General features: G+C 67.7%; 15 protein-coding genes. 7 read left to right on the plus strand and 8 right to left on the minus strand.

Annotation, left to right across the window (positions count from 1 at the left end):
* Positions 1–11 precede the first annotated feature (11 nt).
* From ACAM57_RS20120 to ACAM57_RS20145, 6 genes are all read right to left on the minus strand, one after another.
* A complete protein-coding gene (locus ACAM57_RS20120; protein ID WP_369658638.1) occupies positions 12–1,010 on the minus strand; it encodes an NAD(P)H-quinone oxidoreductase in 999 nt (332 codons plus the stop codon).
* Positions 1,011–1,115: 105 nt separating this feature from the next.
* Complete coding sequence (gene pnp / locus ACAM57_RS20125) at positions 1,116–3,443, minus strand: polyribonucleotide nucleotidyltransferase (RefSeq protein ID WP_369658639.1); 2,328 nt, start codon at positions 3,441–3,443, stop codon at positions 1,116–1,118.
* 206 nt (positions 3,444–3,649) lie between these two features.
* Positions 3,650–3,916, minus strand: a complete 267-nt coding sequence (gene rpsO / locus ACAM57_RS20130) for a 30S ribosomal protein S15 (protein ID WP_007837783.1) — start codon at positions 3,914–3,916, stop codon at positions 3,650–3,652.
* A gap of 88 nt (positions 3,917–4,004) precedes the next feature.
* Positions 4,005–4,943, minus strand: a complete 939-nt coding sequence (locus ACAM57_RS20135; protein WP_369658640.1) for a DMT family transporter — start codon at positions 4,941–4,943, stop codon at positions 4,005–4,007.
* 105 nt (positions 4,944–5,048) lie between these two features.
* Positions 5,049–6,209, minus strand: a complete 1,161-nt coding sequence (locus tag ACAM57_RS20140) for a pyridoxal phosphate-dependent aminotransferase (protein ID WP_184636536.1) — start codon at positions 6,207–6,209, stop codon at positions 5,049–5,051.
* Between the two features lie 30 nt (positions 6,210–6,239).
* The gene (locus ACAM57_RS20145; RefSeq protein WP_369658641.1) at positions 6,240–7,529 is read right to left on the minus strand and encodes a branched-chain amino acid ABC transporter substrate-binding protein; all 1,290 of its coding nucleotides are present in this window, start codon (positions 7,527–7,529) and stop codon (positions 6,240–6,242) included.
* A 124-nt stretch (positions 7,530–7,653) separates the two neighbouring features.
* Here ACAM57_RS20145 and ACAM57_RS20150 point away from each other — a divergent pair, with 124 nt between their 5' ends.
* Together ACAM57_RS20150 and ACAM57_RS20155 are read left to right on the plus strand one after the other, a co-directional pair.
* The gene (locus ACAM57_RS20150) at positions 7,654–8,025 is read left to right on the plus strand and encodes an Hsp20/alpha crystallin family protein (protein WP_126018280.1); all 372 of its coding nucleotides are present in this window, start codon (positions 7,654–7,656) and stop codon (positions 8,023–8,025) included.
* A 190-nt stretch (positions 8,026–8,215) separates the two neighbouring features.
* On the plus strand, positions 8,216–8,974 hold the full coding sequence (locus ACAM57_RS20155; protein WP_184636532.1) for an alpha/beta hydrolase-fold protein: 759 nt from the start codon (positions 8,216–8,218) through the stop codon (positions 8,972–8,974).
* On the opposite strand, the gene tsaD is transcribed toward ACAM57_RS20155, so the two are convergent.
* The gene (gene tsaD, locus ACAM57_RS20160) at positions 8,910–9,971 is read right to left on the minus strand and encodes a tRNA (adenosine(37)-N6)-threonylcarbamoyltransferase complex transferase subunit TsaD (RefSeq protein WP_369658642.1); all 1,062 of its coding nucleotides are present in this window, start codon (positions 9,969–9,971) and stop codon (positions 8,910–8,912) included. The genes ACAM57_RS20155 and tsaD overlap by 65 nt on opposite strands.
* A gap of 92 nt (positions 9,972–10,063) precedes the next feature.
* Here tsaD and ACAM57_RS20165 point away from each other — a divergent pair, with 92 nt between their 5' ends.
* From ACAM57_RS20165 to ACAM57_RS20180, 4 genes are all read left to right on the plus strand, one after another.
* Positions 10,064–11,329, plus strand: a complete 1,266-nt coding sequence (locus ACAM57_RS20165; RefSeq protein WP_369658643.1) for a nitrate- and nitrite sensing domain-containing protein — start codon at positions 10,064–10,066, stop codon at positions 11,327–11,329.
* A 359-nt stretch (positions 11,330–11,688) separates the two neighbouring features.
* Positions 11,689–12,933: a CmpA/NrtA family ABC transporter substrate-binding protein gene (locus ACAM57_RS20170; RefSeq protein ID WP_184636526.1), complete on the plus strand. Its 1,245-nt coding sequence runs from the start codon at positions 11,689–11,691 to the stop codon at positions 12,931–12,933.
* A gap of 10 nt (positions 12,934–12,943) precedes the next feature.
* Positions 12,944–13,873 carry a nitrate ABC transporter permease gene (gene ntrB, locus ACAM57_RS20175; protein ID WP_369658644.1) on the plus strand — a complete coding sequence of 310 codons (930 nt, stop codon included), beginning with the start codon at positions 12,944–12,946 and terminating at the stop codon, positions 13,871–13,873.
* A gap of 155 nt (positions 13,874–14,028) precedes the next feature.
* Positions 14,029–14,835: an ABC transporter ATP-binding protein gene (locus ACAM57_RS20180; protein ID WP_206169431.1), complete on the plus strand. Its 807-nt coding sequence runs from the start codon at positions 14,029–14,031 to the stop codon at positions 14,833–14,835.
* Between the two features lie 28 nt (positions 14,836–14,863).
* Here the strand turns inward: ACAM57_RS20180 and ACAM57_RS20185 are convergent, their stop codons facing one another.
* Complete coding sequence (locus tag ACAM57_RS20185; RefSeq protein WP_369658645.1) at positions 14,864–16,141, minus strand: ANTAR domain-containing response regulator; 1,278 nt, start codon at positions 16,139–16,141, stop codon at positions 14,864–14,866.
* Positions 16,142–16,410: 269 nt separating this feature from the next.
* Here ACAM57_RS20185 and ACAM57_RS20190 point away from each other — a divergent pair, with 269 nt between their 5' ends.
* Positions 16,411–17,676, plus strand: coding sequence for a nitrate/nitrite transporter (locus ACAM57_RS20190; protein WP_369658646.1), 1,266 nt, complete (start codon positions 16,411–16,413; stop codon positions 17,674–17,676).
* The last annotated feature ends 18 nt before the right edge of the window (positions 17,677–17,694 follow it).

Below are 17,694 nucleotides of genomic sequence, written 5' to 3' on the forward strand. Positions count from 1 at the left end.
CGTTCTTCTCGTCACCATGTCAGCACGATCTTGCCGATGTGCTGGTTCGATTCCATCAGCGCATGAGCCTGGGCCGCGCCGCTTGGCTCACCCGCCGCGGCAAAGGTGCTGTGGATCACGGGCTTGATCGCGCCGCTTTCCAGCAGCGGCCACACCTTCTCGCGCAACGCCCTGGCAATGGCGCCCTTGAACGCCACGGGCCGCGGACGAAGCGTCGAGCCGGTGATCGTGAGCCGCCTGCGCAGCACGAGACCCGCATTGATCTCGCTCTTTACGCCGCCCTGCACCGCGATGATGACCAGACGGCCATCTTCGGCCAGGCATTCGACCTCGCGCGCCACGTAGTCGCCAGCGACCATGTCGAGCACCACGTCCACGCCCTTGCCGTCCGTGAGTTTCTTCGCCTCTTCGACGAAGTCGCTGGTGCGGTAGTTGATGGCGTGGTCGGCGCCGAGCTTGAGGCAAGCTTCACACTTGTCGTCGCTGCCGGCCGTGACGATCACGGTCGCGCCGAGCGCCTTGGCGATCTGGATCGCCGTGACGCCGATGCCGCTCGAGCCGCCCTGAATGAGCAGCGTCTCACCCTTCTGGAGGCGGCCGCGTTCGAACACGTTGCTCCAGACGGTGAAGAAGGTCTCGGGCAGAGAGGCCGCTTCGAGATCGCTCCACCCTTTGGGCACTGGCAGGCATTGCGCCACGGGCGCCACGCACAGCTCGGCATAGCCGCCGCCGGCAATCAGCGCGCAGACGCGATCGCCGACCTTGAAGCCGGCCTCTGCCAGCGCCGCGGCATCGCCCGACACGATCTCGCCAGCCACTTCGAGGCCAGGCAGATCGGACGCGCCCGGCGGCACCGGGTAGTGCCCCTTGCGCTGCAACACGTCGGGGCGATTGACGCCACTCGCCGCAACGCGGATCAGCAGTTCGCCGGCGCCCGCGACGGGGTCGGGACGCTCGGCGACGCGCAGCACCTCGGGGGCGCCGTACGAAGTGATTTCAATGGCTTTCATGGTCTTTCGGCCTCCAGCGCCCGCAGATGGGGCGCAGCTTGACGTTCAAAAGATGAAGAGGCAGCAATGGCGGCTGCATGCACAGCCGCCACCCTCGCACCCTTCTTACTCCTGAGGCTCGCGCGGAGCTTGCTGCTGCGGCTGCTCGCCGGCCGGCACTTCGCTGCGCGGCTGTTGCTGCTGTTCGTTGAAGCGAGGCGCGCGTTCGCCGCGATCGCCGCCGCGATCACCACCACGCTCGCCGCGATCACCGCGGTCTCCGCGGTCGCCACGCTCACGACGCTCGCCGCGGTCACCACGGTCTTCGCGCGGGGGACGCTCGCTGAACTCCATGCCGGCCGGACGCTCGGTCAGGGCCTTCATGGACAGCTTGACGCGGCCCTTGTCGTCGGTCTCGAGGACCTTGACCTTCACGATCTGGCCTTCGCTCAGGTAGTCGGTCACCTTCTCGACGCGTTCGTGCGCGATCTGGCTGATGTGCAGCAGGCCGTCCTTGCCGGGCAGCAGGTTGATGAGCGCACCGAAGTCCAGGATCTTGGTGACCGGGCCTTCGTAGACCTTGCCGATTTCGACTTCGGCAGTGATCTGCTCGATACGCTTCTTGGCCATCTCGGCCTTTTCCGGATCGGTCGAGGCGATGGTGATGGTGCCGTCCTCGTCGATGTTGATCGTCGTGCCGGTTTCTTCCTGCAGGCCGCGGATGACCGCGCCGCCCTTGCCGATCACGTCGCGGATCTTCTCGGGGTTGATCTTCAGCGTGGTCAGGCGCGGTGCGAACTGCGACACGTCGGACTTGGCCTCGCCCATCGCTTCCTGCATCTTGCCGAGGATGTGCATGCGCGCTTCCTTGGCCTGTGCCAGCGCGACCTGCATGATTTCCTTGGTGATGCCCTGGATCTTGATGTCCATCTGCAAGGCGGTGATGCCGTTGGTCGTACCGGCCACCTTGAAGTCCATGTCGCCCAGGTGATCCTCGTCGCCCAGGATGTCGGTCAGCACCGCGAAGCGGTTGTCTTCCTTGATCAGGCCCATGGCGATGCCGGCCACGTGCGCCTTCATGGGCACGCCGGCGTCCATCATCGAGAGGCAGCCGCCGCACACCGATGCCATCGACGACGAGCCGTTCGACTCGGTGATCTCCGACACCACGCGGACCGTGTACGGGAACTCTTCCTTGTTCGGCAGCACGGCGACCAGCGCGCGCTTGGCCAGGCGGCCGTGGCCCACTTCGCGGCGCTTGGTGGAGCCCATGCGGCCCACCTCACCGGTGGCGAAGGGAGGCATGTTGTAGTGGAACAGGAAGCGGTCTTCGTACTCGCCGGCCAGCGCGTCGATGCGCTGTGCGTCGCGCTCGGTGCCCAGCGTGGTCACGACCAGCGCCTGCGTCTCGCCGCGCGTGAACAGGGCCGAGCCGTGGGTGCGGGGCAGCACCGAGTTGCGGATTTCGATGGGACGCACGGTGCGCGTGTCGCGGCCGTCGATGCGCGGCTCGCCCGACAGGATCTGGCTGCGCACGATCTTCGATTCGATGGCGAACAGCAGGTCGGAGACCTTGCCGGAGTCGAATTCGGCGCCTTCGGCCTTCAGGGCCTCGAGCACACTGGCGTTGGCTTCGCGCAGGGCCTGGGTGCGGGCCTGCTTGCTGCGGATCTGGTAGACGGCGCGCAGCTTGTCTTCGGCCAGGCCCTTGACCTTGGCGACGAAGGCTTCGTCTTCGGCAGGCGCTTGCCAGTCCCACACCGGCTTGCCGGCGTCGCGCACGAGTTCATGGATCGCGTCGATGGCGATGTTGGCCTGCTCGTGGCCGAACACCACGCCACCCAGCATGACTTCTTCGCTCAACTGCAGGGCTTCGGACTCGACCATCAGCACGGCGGCTTGCGTGCCGGCCACGACGAGGTCCATCTGCGAATCCTTGCGGGCGGTCTGGCCCGGGTTCAGCACGTACTGGCCGTTGATGTAGCCCACGCGGGCGGCACCGATCGGGCCGTTGAACGGCACGCCGGAGATCGACAGGGCGGCGCTCACGCCGATCATGGCGGCGATGTCGGCGTCGACTTCGGGGTTCAGCGAGATCGTGTGCACGACCACGTGCACTTCGTTCAGGAAGCCTTCGGGGAACAGCGGACGGATCGGGCGGTCGATCAGGCGGCTGGTCAGCGTTTCATGCTCGCTGGGCTTGGCTTCGCGCTTGAAGAAGCTGCCGGGGATCTTGCCCGCGGCATAGGTCTTCTCGATGTAGTCGACGGTCAGCGGGAAGAAGTCCTGGCCGGGCTTGGCCGACTTGGAGGCGACCACGGTCGCGAGGATGACGGTGCCCTCGATGTCGACGAGCACGGCGCCGCTGGCCTGGCGGGCGATCTCGCCCGTTTCCATGACCACGGTCTTGCCGCCCCATTGGAACGACTTGGTGACTTTGTTGAAGAGGCTCATGTTTTGCTCCTGTTTTGATAGCGAACTACACGGAGTCCGCAGGTGACGGAGGCTTCTCAGAACACGATGCCATTCCAGCGAAGCTCGGGGCGAACTTCATTGGAATGACACAGCTTCGCTCTGTTTGGGCACTCCGAAAGTGGATCGCGAAGTAAAAAACGCCTGAGCTAGCGGACTAACCCAGGCGTTTTTTCATGCGATTTGGATTACTTGCGCAGACCCAGCTTGGCGATCAGCGCGGTGTAACGGTCGGCGTCCTTGGACTTGAGGTAGTCGAGGAGCTTGCGGCGGCGGCTCACCATGCGCAGCAGGCCGCGACGACCGTGGTGGTCCTTGGCGTGCGTCTTGAAGTGGGGGGTGAGCTCGTTGATGCGGGCGGTCAGCAGTGCGACTTGCACTTCGGGGCTGCCGGTGTCGTTGGCGGCGCGGGCGTTGTCCTTGACAACTTCGGCCTTGATGGAGGCTGCGATCATGTTGATTTCCTTGTTCCTGGATGTTTGACTTGCGGCCAGGACTGGAACTGCCCTCGCCGTGCGCCTTGCGGCATGCAAAGCCTTGGGATTATAGCCCGACCGCCCCGCCCGGCCCTTTTACCCCCTTGGAAGCACGGGCAGGCCTCCCGTCGAGCGACGCCAGCCCCACCGCGCCCAGCACGCAGGCCGCCCCGCCGATCTGCGCCGCGCTGATGCTCTCGCCCAGCCACAGCGCCGCCAGCACCAGCGCCGAGACCGGCAGGACGGCCGTGAACAGCGCCGCCTCTGCCCCGTTCAGCCGGGAAGACCCGGCAAACCACAGTACGAAGCCCAGTACCGTGGGCACCAGCGCGTAGTAGGCGACGCCGGCCAGCGCCTCGGCGGGCAAAGGCCGCTCCCAGGCCCGCTCGAAAAGAGCCGGAACCAGCGAAAGCAACAGCCCGAACGCCGTCATCAGCGTAGAAAGCGCCAGCGGCCGCACCGGAACCCGCAGCCGCTTGTTGAGCAGGATGAACATCGCCTCGCAGATCACCGCACCCAGCACCAGCAGGTTGCCTGCCAGCGCCGCCGGGGAGCTCGATCCAGCCGCCGCACCGCCCCCGGGCCAGCTGATCGCCAGCACCCCGACCGTCGCCAGCACGATGCTGCCCACCAGATACCGCCCCGGCCGCTCCCGCAGCGCGACCACCGCCACCAGCGCGGCCACCGCCGGCAAGGTGCCCGCCACCACGCCCGCGCTGGCGGCCGGCGCCCAGCGCACGCCGAGGATCAGCAGCACCGTGTAACCCACGCTCCCCAGCCCCGCCTGGCACACCAGCAGCGCCAGGTCGCGCCGATCGGGCCGAGGCCATGGCGTACGGGTCAACCGCAGCAGCACGAGAAAGACCGGCAGCGCCAGCGCGAAGCGCAGCGCCGTCGCAGTGAAAGGCGGTAGCCCCGCCGCGACGACCTTGCTGGCCACCACCGTGCTGCCTACCGTGACCATTGCCAGCGCACAAAGCGCCATGCCCTTGAACCGTTGCGACATCCCGGACCTTCCGCCTTCGTGGAGAAAAGCCCGAGCTTCGCGGCCCGGCCGCGCCGCGTATTGAACGAAATTGCAGCCGGCCGACCGGCCGTGTTGCAGCCGGTGTTACTTCTGCCGCGCCAGCCAGTCGCGCAGCCGCTCCACGCCCTTCACCAGCCGCTGCGGATCCTTCGACGCGAAGCACCAGCGCAGCCAGCCCTGCGCCTCGGGCGCGAAGGCATTGCCCGGCGCGAGCCCCAGGCCGGCCTCGGCCACCAGCCGCTTGGCCACTTCGAGCGAGTCGCCGAAGCCTTCGAGCCGGAAGAAGGCGTACATGCCGCCCTTGGCCGGCGCCACCTGCACGCCCGGCAGCGCGGCCAGCAGCGGCACCAGCGTATCGCGGCACTGCTTCAGGTGCGCCACCACGCGCGGCGTGATCTCGGCGGTGTGCTCGATGGCGGCAATGGCTGCGCGCTGCGTGAACACGCTGGCGCACGAGGTGTTGAACTCGATCAGCTTGCCGATGCCCTCCACCATCGACGGCGGCAGCACCAACCAGCCGAGGCGCCAGCCGGTCATCAGGAAGCTCTTGGAGAAGCTGTGCGTGACCACGAGCCGGTCGTCCGGCTTCGAGATGTCGAGAAAGCTCGGCGCGCAGGCGTTGGGCGTGGGCTCGAAATAGAGCCGCTCGTACACCTCGTCGGCCAGGATCCACGTGCCCGTCTGGCGGCAGTGGTCGAGCACGGCCTGCTGCTCGTCGCGGCTCATGGTCCAGCCCGTCGGGTTGTTCGGCGCGTTGACGATCAGCAGCCTGGTCTTCGAGGTGACCGCCGCGCGCAGCGCCTGCAGGTCGAGCGTCCACTGCCCGTTCACCGGCACCAGCGGCAGCGTGCGCACGTGCGCGCCCATGATCGCGGGCTGCGCCGTGAGGTTGGGCCACACCGGCGTGACGGCGACCACCTCGTCGCCCGCGTCGACCAGCGCCTGCACCGCCAGCATCAGCGCGCTCACGCCACCCGAAGTTACGGCGATGCGCGACGCCTCGACGGCGGGGTGCAGCGCGCTGGTGTAGCGCGCGATGGCTTCGCGCAGCTCGGGCAGGCCGAGGTTGTGGGCATAGAAGGTCTCGCCGCGCTGCAGCGATTCGATGGCCGCCTGGCGGACCACCTCGGGGGTGACTTCGTCGCTCTCGCCGAACCAGAAGGCCAGCACGTCGTCGCGGCCCATGCCGGCATTGGCGACTTCGCGGATCTTCGATGCTTCGAGGTTGTGGATGGCTTCACGCATGTAGGCAGTTCCTGTTGTTCGTCATCGGCTTCAAGGTCTCTTCATCTTGCACGAGGTCGGCAGTTCGGCGCGCTCCGGGGCGATGGTCTTGACCACGCGGAAGCCGTAGCCCGAGCCTTCCACGTCGAACTGCACGCCCGGCCGGCCCTGCCTGTCCATCACGCCCACCACGAGCTGCTGCTGGAACTGGTGGTCCGCCGCGCGCATGCGCCCGCGCTGGCCGTACATGCTCACGTCGGCCTGCTCCAGGGCGCGCGCCACGGGCAACGCATCGGCGCTGCCAGCGCGCTCGATGGCCTGCGCGAGCGCCTCGACCATGAGCTGCAGCCGCATATGCACGTAGTCGTCGGAAGGCTTCGGAAAGCGCGCGCGGAAGGCGCGGTAGAAGGCTTCCGACTGCGCCGTCTGCACATTGGGCAGCCAGTCGGCCACGGCCACCACGCGGCCGATGCCCGCGTCTGCGATGGCCGCCGGCGCGCCCAGCGCATTGCCATAGAAGGTGTAGAAGCTGCCGCCGAAACCCGCCTCGCGAGCGGCCTTCACCAGCAGCGTGAGGTCGTTGCCCCAGTTGCCGGTGATCACGGCCTGCGCACCGCTGGCGATGATCTTCGTGGCGTAGGGTGCGAAGTCCTTCACCTTGCCCATGGGGTGCAGTTCGTCGCCGACGATCTCCACGTCGGGCCGCCGCGCGCCCAGCTGCCGGCGCGCCTCGCGCAGCACGGCCTGGCCGAAGCTGTAATCCTGTCCGATCAGGTAGACGCGCTTGAGCGCCGCGTCGTCCTTCATCACGTCCATCAGCGCGGCCATGCGCATGTCGGCATGCGCGTCGAAGCGGAAGTGCCAGAAGCTGCAGCGCTCGTTGGTAAGTGCGGGGTCCACCGCCGCGTAGTTGAGGAAGATCGCGCGCCGCGAAGGGTCGCGCTCGTTGTGCTTGTCGATGGCATCGATCAGCGCCGCTGCAGTGGCCGAAGAGTTGCCCTGCAGCACGACGCGCGCGCCGTCGTCCAGCGCGGCGCGCAGCGCGGAGAGCGCTTCCTCGTTCTGCCCCTTGCTGTCGTAGCGGTCGAGTTGCAGCGGCCGCGCGCCGCCGGGAACGCCCGGCAGCTTCACACCGCCACGCGCATTCACGCGCTCCACCGCCCACAGCAGGTTGCGGAACACGGCCTCCCCGGTGTTGGCGAAAGGCCCGCTCATGCTTTCGATGAGGGCCAGGCGAATGGGTGCCGCAGGCGTCTGAGCAAGCGCCGCGAGGGGCCTCGCGCATAGCGCCAGCGCCGCGAATTTCAAGGTCTCGCGACGCAAATTAAAGGGGGGATTCATTGTCTTGAAACGCGTGCCGCTGCGCCTAGATGAGGTCTCAAGCGGCGCTCACGATGGAACGGCCGCGCAGTGTAAGGGACACACATTTCTTGTCCCCATTGTGTTCATTCAGGAGTTCTTCACCATGTTTTTCGCCCCCACCCTTCGCACCGCCCGCTTCGCTCCCCGCGCCTACGACCGCGCATTCGAGCGCTTCGCCGCAGAGGCCTTCGCAGGCACCCGCCGTTCGCCCCTCGTGGAGCAGGACGACAAGAGCTGGACCCTCTCGCTCGACGTGCCGGGCTTCGCGCGTGAAGACCTCGCCATCAGCATCGAAGGCGCCGTGCTGCGCATCGAGAGCAAGGCCGAAGCCAAGCGCCAGTTCAAGGCCGCCTACGAATTGCCGCAGGACATCGACGTGGCCGCCAGCGAAGCGAAGCTCGAGAACGGCGTGCTTACGCTGAAGCTCGGCAAGCTGGTGCCGGTGAGCCAGGCCACGCAGTTGCAAATCAACTAAACAGGCCTAAGCCCACAAGAGGAAAATGTTAGTAAGACCTCGTTTTTGACATTAAACGAGCACCTTATTCACAATAGCGCTGGATTAACGTCACATGATGTGACGTTTTTTTAGAACTTTCTTCTTCGTGGGCGTCTTGTAAACGCACTGATTTCCCGACGGTGCGGTTCGGGTGCCCCCTCAAGGCACCATGAAAACTCATCTGCAGCCCGCAAATCCCAACGAACAATCCGACACGCTCCTGGTGTTCCTGCCGGGCGCGTACCTCAAGCCCGACGAGTTCGAGCGCGAGGGCTTCATCGCCGCCGTGCGCGAACGCCACTTGGCGGCCGATGCGCTATTGGTGGACGCGGACGTCTCCTACTACTACGAGCAGACCCTGAGCGACCGCCTGCACACCGAGGTCATCGAGCCGCAGCGCGCCAAGGGCTACAAGTCGATCTGGCTCGTGGGCATCTCCATCGGCGGCTTCGGTGCGCTGATCCACGAACTGGCGCGGCCGGGCTCGGTGGACGGCATCGTGGCGCTCGCGCCCTACCTGGGCCGGCGCGTGCTCGGCGCGGAGATCAAGAAGGCCGGCGGCCTGCGTGCCTGGCAGGCGCCCACCGGTCCGCTGCCCGACGAGGAGCCCGACCGCAAGCTCTGGCCCTTCTTCCAGCAGTACCTGTCGGCAAAGCCGTCGAAGAACCTGCCGCGGCTCTACCTGGGCTTCGGGCTGGAAGACCGCTTCGCGAGCAACCACAAGCTGCTGGCAGACGCCCTGCCGCCGGAGCAGGTCTTCACGATCGAGGGCGGCCACGACTGGCCGCAATGGCGCCAGCTCTGGCGCAATGTGCTGGACGTATTGCCGCTGCCGGCCGTCGGCCGGCCGTCTAAGCAAACGATTACGCAGTCTCAGGTAGCGCCGTCTCAGGCACCGAAAGCGACGCCATGGGCCATCGCGGCCTGACGTCGAAGGCATAGCGCTCGCTCGCCTGCGACAGGCCTGATTGCAGGCGCATCGCGGCGGCCATGGCGATCATGGCGCCGTTGTCGGTGCACAGGTGCAGCTCGGGGTAGTGCACGCGCACCTTGCGCTTGGCGCACGCGGCGTTTAGTTGCTCGCGCAGGCTCCTGTTGGCCCCAACGCCGCCCGCCACCACCAGCCGCTTCAGGCCGGTCTGGTCGAGCGCCGCGAGCGATTTCTTCAGCAGCACCTCGACGATGGCCGCCTGCGTGGACGCCGCCAGGTCCGCCTTGCGCACTTCGAGCTCGTCGCCCAGCTTCCTGGCCTGCGTGAGCACGGCCGTCTTCAGGCCGGCGAAGGAAAAGTCGAGATCGCCGCTGTGCAGCAGCGGCCGCGGCAGCTTGAAGGCCGCGGCATCGCCGCCTTCCGCCAGCTTCGCGAGCCAAGGCCCGCCCGGGTACGGCAGGCCCATCAGCTTGGCGCTCTTGTCGAAGGCCTCGCCGGCCGCGTCGTCGATGGTCTCGCCGAGCAGCTCGTAGCGCCCCACGCCATCCACCCGCATCAGCTGCGTGTGGCCGCCCGACACCAGCAGCGCGACGAACGGAAATTCCGGCGGATCGGCGCTCAGGAACGGCGACAGCAGATGCCCTTCGAGGTGATGCACCCCCAGCACCGGCTTGCCCAGCGCCACGCCCAGCGCGCAGGCCACGCCCGCGCCCACCAGCAGTGCGCCCGCCAGCCCAGGCCCGCGCGTGTAGGCCACCACGTCGATCTCGCCGAGCGAGCGGCCGGCTTCGGCCATGACCGTCTCGGTCAGCGGCAGCACGCGGCGGATGTGGTCGCGGCTGGCCAGCTCGGGCACCACGCCGCCGTAGGCCTGATGCATGGCGATCTGGCTGTGCAGCGCGTGCGAACGCAGCACCGGCAGCGCGTCGCCTTGCGACTCGACCAGCGCCACGCCGGTTTCATCGCAGGATGATTCGATTCCCAACAAGAGCATGCCGCCGAGTGTAGGCGGCGCCCCCTGGCCGGCGCCCGCGAAGGGGCAAACGGCACGGATGTTGCAGTGCCGCTCTCGAGAACCGCCCCACCATGAAATCCGGACTGAGCTTCCTCATCGCCGCCCGCCGCTGCGAAATCGACGAGCTGGACCGGCTCGCCCGCACCAGCGAGCTGGTGGGCGTGATCGGCCGGCTGGTCCATGCGCTGCAGCGCGAGCGCGGCATGTCGAACATGTTCCTCACCTCGCGCGGCAGCCGCTTCGCCGAGCAGCGCGGCCCGCAGATCGCCGAGTGCCTCGTGCTGGAGCAGGAAGTGCGAGCCGGCTTCGACCAGCTCGAAGCCGACAACTACCACCGTGGTGCCGACGCCGGCAACAACGCGCGCCTCTTCAGCCGCATCGCCTGGGTGCTGCCGGGCCTGGACGCCCTGCCCGCCCTGCGCCGCCGCATCGACGCGCTGGAGCTGAAGCCCGCCCAGTCCACCGCCGCCTTCGCCAAGCTGGTCGCCGGCCTGCTCTCGGTGGTGTTCGAGGCGGCCGACGGCGCCACCGCCCCCGAGATCTCGCGCCTGCTGGTGGCGATGTTCAACTTCATGCAGGGCAAGGAGTTCGCCGGCCAGGAGCGCGCCTTCGGCGCCGCAGCGCTCGCGCTGGGCCGCAGCGACGAGGCGCAGCGCCTGCAGTGGCTGCACCTGATCGAATCGCAGGAACGCTGCTTCCAGGTTTTCACCGACTTCTCGGGCGAGGCGGTGCTCGCGCTCTGGCGCGACAGCCAGCCCGACGCCGAGGTGGCCGAGCTCGAACGCATCCGCCGGCGCGGCGGCATCGCGGCGCCGGCCGACGTGGCGCTGAGCCAGGCCTGGTTCGACTGCTGCACCCGCCGCATCGACGCCATGAAGACCGTCGAAGACCGCCTCGCCTGCGACCTGCGCACGCTGTGCGAGCACAAGACCGCGCAGGCCCGCAGCGAACTGCGCGAATACCGCCAGTTGCTGGACACGCTCACGCCGCAGGCCGGCGCCCTCTTCTTCGACGACGCCGACGCGCAGGCGGCCGCACCTGCCCAGTTCGGCCGACACCTGGAGCGCTCGGTGCTCGACATGGTCCGCGAGCAGTCGCAGCGCCTGCAGGCCATGAGCGACGAGCTCGAAACCGTGCGCGCCTCGCTCAACGAACGCAAGATCGTCGAGCGCGCCAAGGGGCTCTTGATGGCGCACCGCCGCCTCAGCGAGGAAGAGGCGCACAAGATGCTGCGCCAGACCGCCATGAACCAGAAGCGCAGGCTGTTGGATGTGGCCGAGTCGATGCTCGCGATGGCCGACTACCTGCCCATGCTCGACCGCGCCCCGCCGCGCTGAGGCAACCGCGGCGGGCAATGCCGTTCAACTTGGTGCACTGCACAACAACCGTGCCAACCGCGCCCGCCGGCCCTGTACGTACGAAAGGCCCCTGCCCCGCGATCCTCGGCCACGCGCAGCTACTTTCCTGATAGCGGCTCCGGTTCCCGAAGGCTGGCACACCGCTTGCAAGCGAAAGTTTCGCAGGCCCCGAAGGCCTTCAGGCAGGCGGCACCCAACGGCGGGTGCTTCCCACCGAAACCGGACAAAGGCGTCCCCATCCCGCAAGGGCTCGTTTTCGAGCAGCCCGTGCGTGGTGCGGACGCCTTTTCGTTTTTGTCTTTCTTCTTTGTTGTTTGTCTTCAACCGGAGCCCGCCCCATGACCGACCTGCTCAAAACCCGCCTCAGCCGACGCCGCGTGCTGCAAGCCGCTGCCATCGGCGCCGCCGGCATCGACCCCGCCCTGCGCGCGGCCGTCTGGGCCCAGGGCTCCGACAAGCCCGAGAAGGAGGAAGTGAAGATCGGCTTCATCCCGCTGACCGACTGCGCCAGCGTGGTGATGGCCTCGGTGCTGGGCATCGACAAGAAGTACGGCGTGAAGATCGTGCCCAGCAAGGAAGCCAGCTGGGCCGGCGTGCGCGACAAGCTGGCCAACGGCGAGCTCGACTTCGCCCACGTGCTCTACGGCCTGGTCTACGGCATGCACCTGGGCCTGAGCGGCCCTAAGAAGGACATGGCCGTGCTCATGACCCTCAACAACAACGGCCAGGCCATCACGCTGTCGAAGAAGCTCGCCGACAAGGGCGCGGTGGACGCCGCCTCGCTCGCCAAGCTCATCGCCGCCGAGAAGCGCGAATACACCTTCGCCCAGACCTTCCCCACCGGCACGCACGCCATGTGGCTGTACTACTGGCTCGCATCGGCCGGCATCGACCCGTTCAAGGATGTGAAGAACATCACCGTGCCGCCTCCGCAGATGGTCGCCAACATGCGCGTGGGCAACATGGACGGCTACTGCGTGGGCGAGCCCTGGGGCCAGCGCGCGATCATGGACGGCATCGGCATCACCGCCATCACCACGCAGGACATCTGGAAGGACCACCCCGAGAAGGTGCTGGGCACCACGGCCGAGTTCGCGAAGAAGTACCCGAACACCGCGCGCGCCGTGACCGCCGCCATCCTCGAGGCCGGCAAGTGGATCGACACCGGCCTGCAGAACAAGAACAAGATGGCCGAGACCATCGCCGACAAGAGCTACGTCAACACCAGCGTGGACGCAATCAACCAGCGCATCCTGGGCCGCTACACCAACGGCCTGGGCAAGAGCTGGGACGACCCCAACCACATGAAGTTCTACAACGGCGGCGCCGTGAACTTCCCGTACCTGTCGGACGGCATGTGGTTCCTCACGCAGCACAAGCGCTGGGGCCTGCTGAAGGAGCACCCCGACTACCTGAAGGTGGCCACCGAGATCAACCGCATCGACATCTACAAGCAGGCCGCCGCCGCCACGCAGACGCCGGTGCCCAAGGACGCGATGCGCAGCAGCAAGCTCTTCGACGGCTCCGTCTGGGACGGCAAGGACCCGAAGAAGTACGCCGAATCCTTCAAGCTCCATGCATAGGGAGAACACCATGGTCAGCGCAGTCTTCCACTCGCCGCTCGATGTGGCCGCCGCGCAGGCGGCGCCCTCCGCCCCGGCCAAGGCGGCCGCCTCCAAGCTGGCCACGCCCCAGCCGGCTCCCGCCCCTGCACCCGAACCAAGGGCGCGCGCGCCCATCGACCTGCGCGCCTTCTGGATGCGCGTGCTGCCGCCGCTGGCGGGCTTCGGCCTGCTGCTGCTGATCTGGGAGGTGGTGGCCATGAAGAGCACCACCGGCTTCCCGACGCCCGCGGCCACCTGGCAGCAGGCGGTGACGGTGTTCAGCGACCCGTTCTACAGCAAGGGCCCCAACGACCAGGGCGTGGGCTGGAACGTGCTCTCGTCCCTGCAGCGCGTGGCGCTGGGCTTCGGCCTCGCGGCGCTGGTGGGCATTCCGGCGGGCTTCGCCATCGGGCGCTTCGAGTTCCTCTCGCGCATGTTCAACCCGCTCATCAGCCTGCTGCGCCCGGTCTCGCCGCTGGCCTGGCTGCCCATCGGCCTGCTGGTGTTCAAGGGCGCCAACCCGGCCGCCATCTGGACCATCTTCATCTGCTCGATCTGGCCGATGGTCATCAACACCGCCGTGGGCGTGCAGCGCGTGCCCACCGACTACATGAACGTGGCCAAGGTGCTGAACCTCAGCGAATGGAAGATCCTCACCAAGATCCTCTTTCCCGCCGTGCTGCCCTACATGCTGACCGGCGTGCGTCTGGCCGTGGGCACCGCCTGGCTGGTGATCGTGGCCGCCGAGATGCTCACCGGCGGCGTGGGCATCGGCTTCTGGGTGTGGGACGAGTGGAACAACCTCAACGTCGCCAACATCATCATCGCGATCTTCGTGATCGGCATCGTCGGCCTGGTGCTGGAGTTCGCGCTCATCAAGCTGGCGACGGCTTTCACCTTCGACGAAGTGAAGGGCTGAGCTGAAGACAGATTCGGACAGCCGAACGCAGAAATCGCAAAGGTTCCGCGAAGGTCGCAGAAGAGAAACAAAAAATCTTCGGTCTTCCTTCTGCGACTTCTGCGTAGTTTTTGTCTTTCTTCTGCGTTCTGTCCCCGCATCCAGGAGCACACATCATGAACGACACCAAGTACATCGAGATCCACGGCGTCGAGCAGGCCTTCAAGACGCCCAAGGGCCGCTTCGTAGCGCTGCGCGACGTGAACCTGAACGTGGCCAAGGGCGAGTTCATCACGCTCATCGGGCACTCGGGCTGCGGCAAGTCGACGCTGCTGAACCTGATCGCCGGGCTCACCACGCCCACCGAGGGTGCGCTGCTGTGCGCCAACAAGGAGATCAAGGGCCCCGGCCCCGAGCGCGCGGTGGTGTTCCAGAACCACTCGCTGCTGCCCTGGCTCACCTGCTTCGAGAACGTCTACCTCGCGGTCGAGCGCGTGTTCGCGGCCACCGAGAGCAAGGCGCAGCTTCGCGCGCGCACCGACGCCGCGCTGGCGCTGGTGGGCCTCACGCCCGCCGCGCAGAAGCGCCCCGGCGAAATCTCCGGCGGCATGAAGCAGCGCGTAGGCATCGCGCGCGCGCTGTCGATGGAGCCCAAGGTGCTGCTGATGGACGAGCCCTTCGGCGCGCTCGACGCCCTCACCCGCGCCAAGCTGCAGGACGAGCTGCTGGCCATCGTGCAGAAGACGCACAGCACTGTCGTCATGGTCACGCACGACGTGGACGAGGCCGTGCTGCTGAGCGATCGCATCGTGATGCTCACCAACGGCCCGGCCGCCACCATCGGCGACGTGCTGTCGGTGGACATTCCCCGCCCGCGCAACCGCGTCGAACTGGCCGAGGACCCTGTCTACGTGCACGCGCGCAAGGCGGTGATCGACTTCCTCTACACGCGCCAGGCGCACGTGGAGAAGGTCGCGGCCTGACGCAGACCGAGCGCCGGCACCGGAGGCGTCACGACATGATGACCTGGAGGCTGTGCTCGTACGACGCCGTGAGGCGTTCGAAGGTGTCGACCAGCGCCTCGCTGGAACGCACCAGCGTGGCGCGGCCATCGGCGCTGTCCAGCGCCTGCACGCCGCCGACCAGCCGCAGCCATTCGTCGCGCGCGCTCGCCAGCGCGGCGCGGATCTCTGCGGTGCTCAGCGGCGCGCGCTCCAGTTCGAGCAGGGCGGCTTCGAACTCGGCCATGGTCGGCACCAGCCGCGCCTTGGCCGCTTCTTCCTTCAGCGCCGCCGCGAGCAGCGCGTCCTTCGCGAGCCGCTGCGCGCGCATGCGCTGCCGCCCGCAGATGTTGACGATGCGCAGCGCGCGGCGCGCGCCCGAGGTTTCCAGCGCCTCGGTCAGCGCCTCGGCAGCCTCCAGCAGCACTTCGGCACGCCGGTCGATGTCGGCCAGCCCTGTAGCAGTCGGTTTCGCCGTGAGCGCATCGGCCAGCCCGCGCCACGCGGCCTGCGCCTGCGCGAGCGCCTCGACGCCGGCAGCACCAAGCCCGAGGGCCGCCAGATGATCCAGGTTCTGCTGCACACGCTCGGAAGACTGCGTGCGCAGCAGCCGGGCGCGCTGCGCGTCGATGCCGCCCAGCAGCTGCGCCGCCACGCGCACCAGCCGCTGCGAGAGCATGCGCAGCTGCCCGGCGCGGTTGATGGCGTCCGCCCACTGCGCGGCCTCTATCACCGAGCGCGACACCTCTCCGAGCCGCAGGTTCGCGTGCATCGCGGCGCCGCGCAGCAGGCCGAAGGCTTCGTCCTCGCCGATGCCGCGCGCGGACATCAGCAGGCCCTTGGCGCGATCGACCCACTTGCGCTCGTCCATGCGGGTGCGCAGGTTCTCCAGTTCGGTGCGCAGCGCGGCTTCGCGCTGCCAGCGGGAGCGCGCACGCGCGATCACTGGAGCGAGCGATCCGGCATCGACGGTGCCGGCCGGCATCCAGGCATGCACGCCGAGCGCGACCAGTTCCTCGTGCTGCGCGGCGCTCAGCGGCTCGCTGACAAGGCTCAGCGCGCACGGCGGCACGCCAGCCCAGCTGTGCAAGGTGTCGAACAGCGCGGGCGTAGGCAGAGGCAGGAAGATCAGCGCCTGCCGAGGGGAAAGCGCCTCGACCTGCCGCGCGAAGCCGGCGCAATCGGCAACCGCGAGCACATCGATTCCCGCACCGGACAGGGCCTTCGCCAGCGCCTCTGGCAGCACGAGGCCGGCGGTTTCATCGGGCAGAACAACGAGAAGGGACATCGTGGAAAAGAAGCGGTGCGGGAGCGCACCGCGAGCATAGGCCACGCCCGCGCGAATCGGCAGGCACGCCTCTTGCATGAAACAGGGCGCGGTGTAACGAAGCACCGCTTTGGTGAAGAGGCTGCAGGCTCCTGCATCCGGCCCGGCAACGCACATGCCGCGCGCACCCCCACGTCGACAGCGTCCGCTGCCGGCACTCCGCTCCCAACCCCGTCCGTCGACACGGCCTCCCCAGGGCCGCGCCGCGGCTTTTTGCATCTTTGAACGCCATGTCAGGTTTCAGGAATTTCTTGCAGTCAGGCCACAGTCCGACACTGTTCGCGGCCTTCCTGTACTTCTCGTTCTCCTGCTGCATCTGGGTGCTCAACGGCGCCATGGCGCCCTTCATCGGCGAGACCTTCAGCCTCTCGCCGGCACAGAAGGGCCTGATGCTGTCGGTGCCGATCATCGCAGGCGCGCTCATGCGCTTTCCGCTGGGCATCCTGTCGCAGTACATCGGCCGCAAGAAGGCCACGCTGGTGGAGATGGCGCTGATCGCGGTGGCGATGCTCTTCGGCTTCTTCTTCGTGAAGAGCTTCAACGACCTGCTCGCCATGGGCGTGCTGCTGGGCATCGCGGGCGCGAGCTTCGGCGTGGCGCTGTCGTTGGGCTCGGGCTGGTTCCCGCCGCAGCACAAGGGCCTGGCCATGGGCCTGGTGGGCGCGGGCAACGTGGGCACGGCCGTGTCGGTGCTGGTGGCGCCGCCGCTGGCCAACTGGCTGGGCTGGCAGGCGGTGTACGGCGTGGCCGCCATCGCCATCCTGATTCCGATGGTGGTGATGGTGCTCTTCGCCAAGGAGCCGCCGGACGTGAACGCGCATTCGAGCTTCCGCGAGCACATCGCCTGCCTGTTCGAGAAGGACGGCTGGGTGTTCAGCCTGATCTACGGCGTGACCTTCGGCGGCTTCATCGGCCTCACGACCTTCCTGCCCTCCTACTACTACGACCAGTTCGGCGTGAGCAAGGTGCAGGCCGGCCAGCTGACCATGCTCGCGGCCTTCATGGGTGCGGCGGTGCGCGTCGCGGGCGGCTGGATCTCCGACCGCTGGGGCGGCGTCAACACCCTCACGGTGGTGCTGCTGGTGGTGACCGCCAGCCTGGTGCTGGTGGGCGTCTCGTCGGCATCGCTGGCCGTGACCACGCTGGCGCTGATCGTCTGCTTCGCAGCGCTGGGCGCGGGCAACGGCGCGCTGTTCCAGCTGGTGCCGCTGCGCTGGCCCGCGAGCACCGCGGTGGCCGGCTCCATGATCGGCGAGATCGGCGCCCTGGGCGGCGGCCTCGTGCCCAACGCCATGGGCCTGTCGAAGCAGTACCTGGGCAGCTACCTCTGGGGCTTCATCTTCTTCGCGGTGCTCTCGCTCGTGATGCTGGGCGTGATGCGCGTGATGCAGATCCGCTGGACCCGCACCTGGGCCGAGAAGGGTGGCCGTGCGCGCATCGCGCCGGCACATGCTTCGCCCGCAGTCAACAACACGCGGAAGGCTGCCCGGTCATGAACCGCCCCGCCCGCCTCC

Origin of the sequence: Variovorax sp. V15, assembly GCF_041154425.1 — a bacterium.
GTDB classification, from domain to species: Bacteria; Pseudomonadota; Gammaproteobacteria; order Burkholderiales; family Burkholderiaceae_C; genus Variovorax; species Variovorax guangxiensis.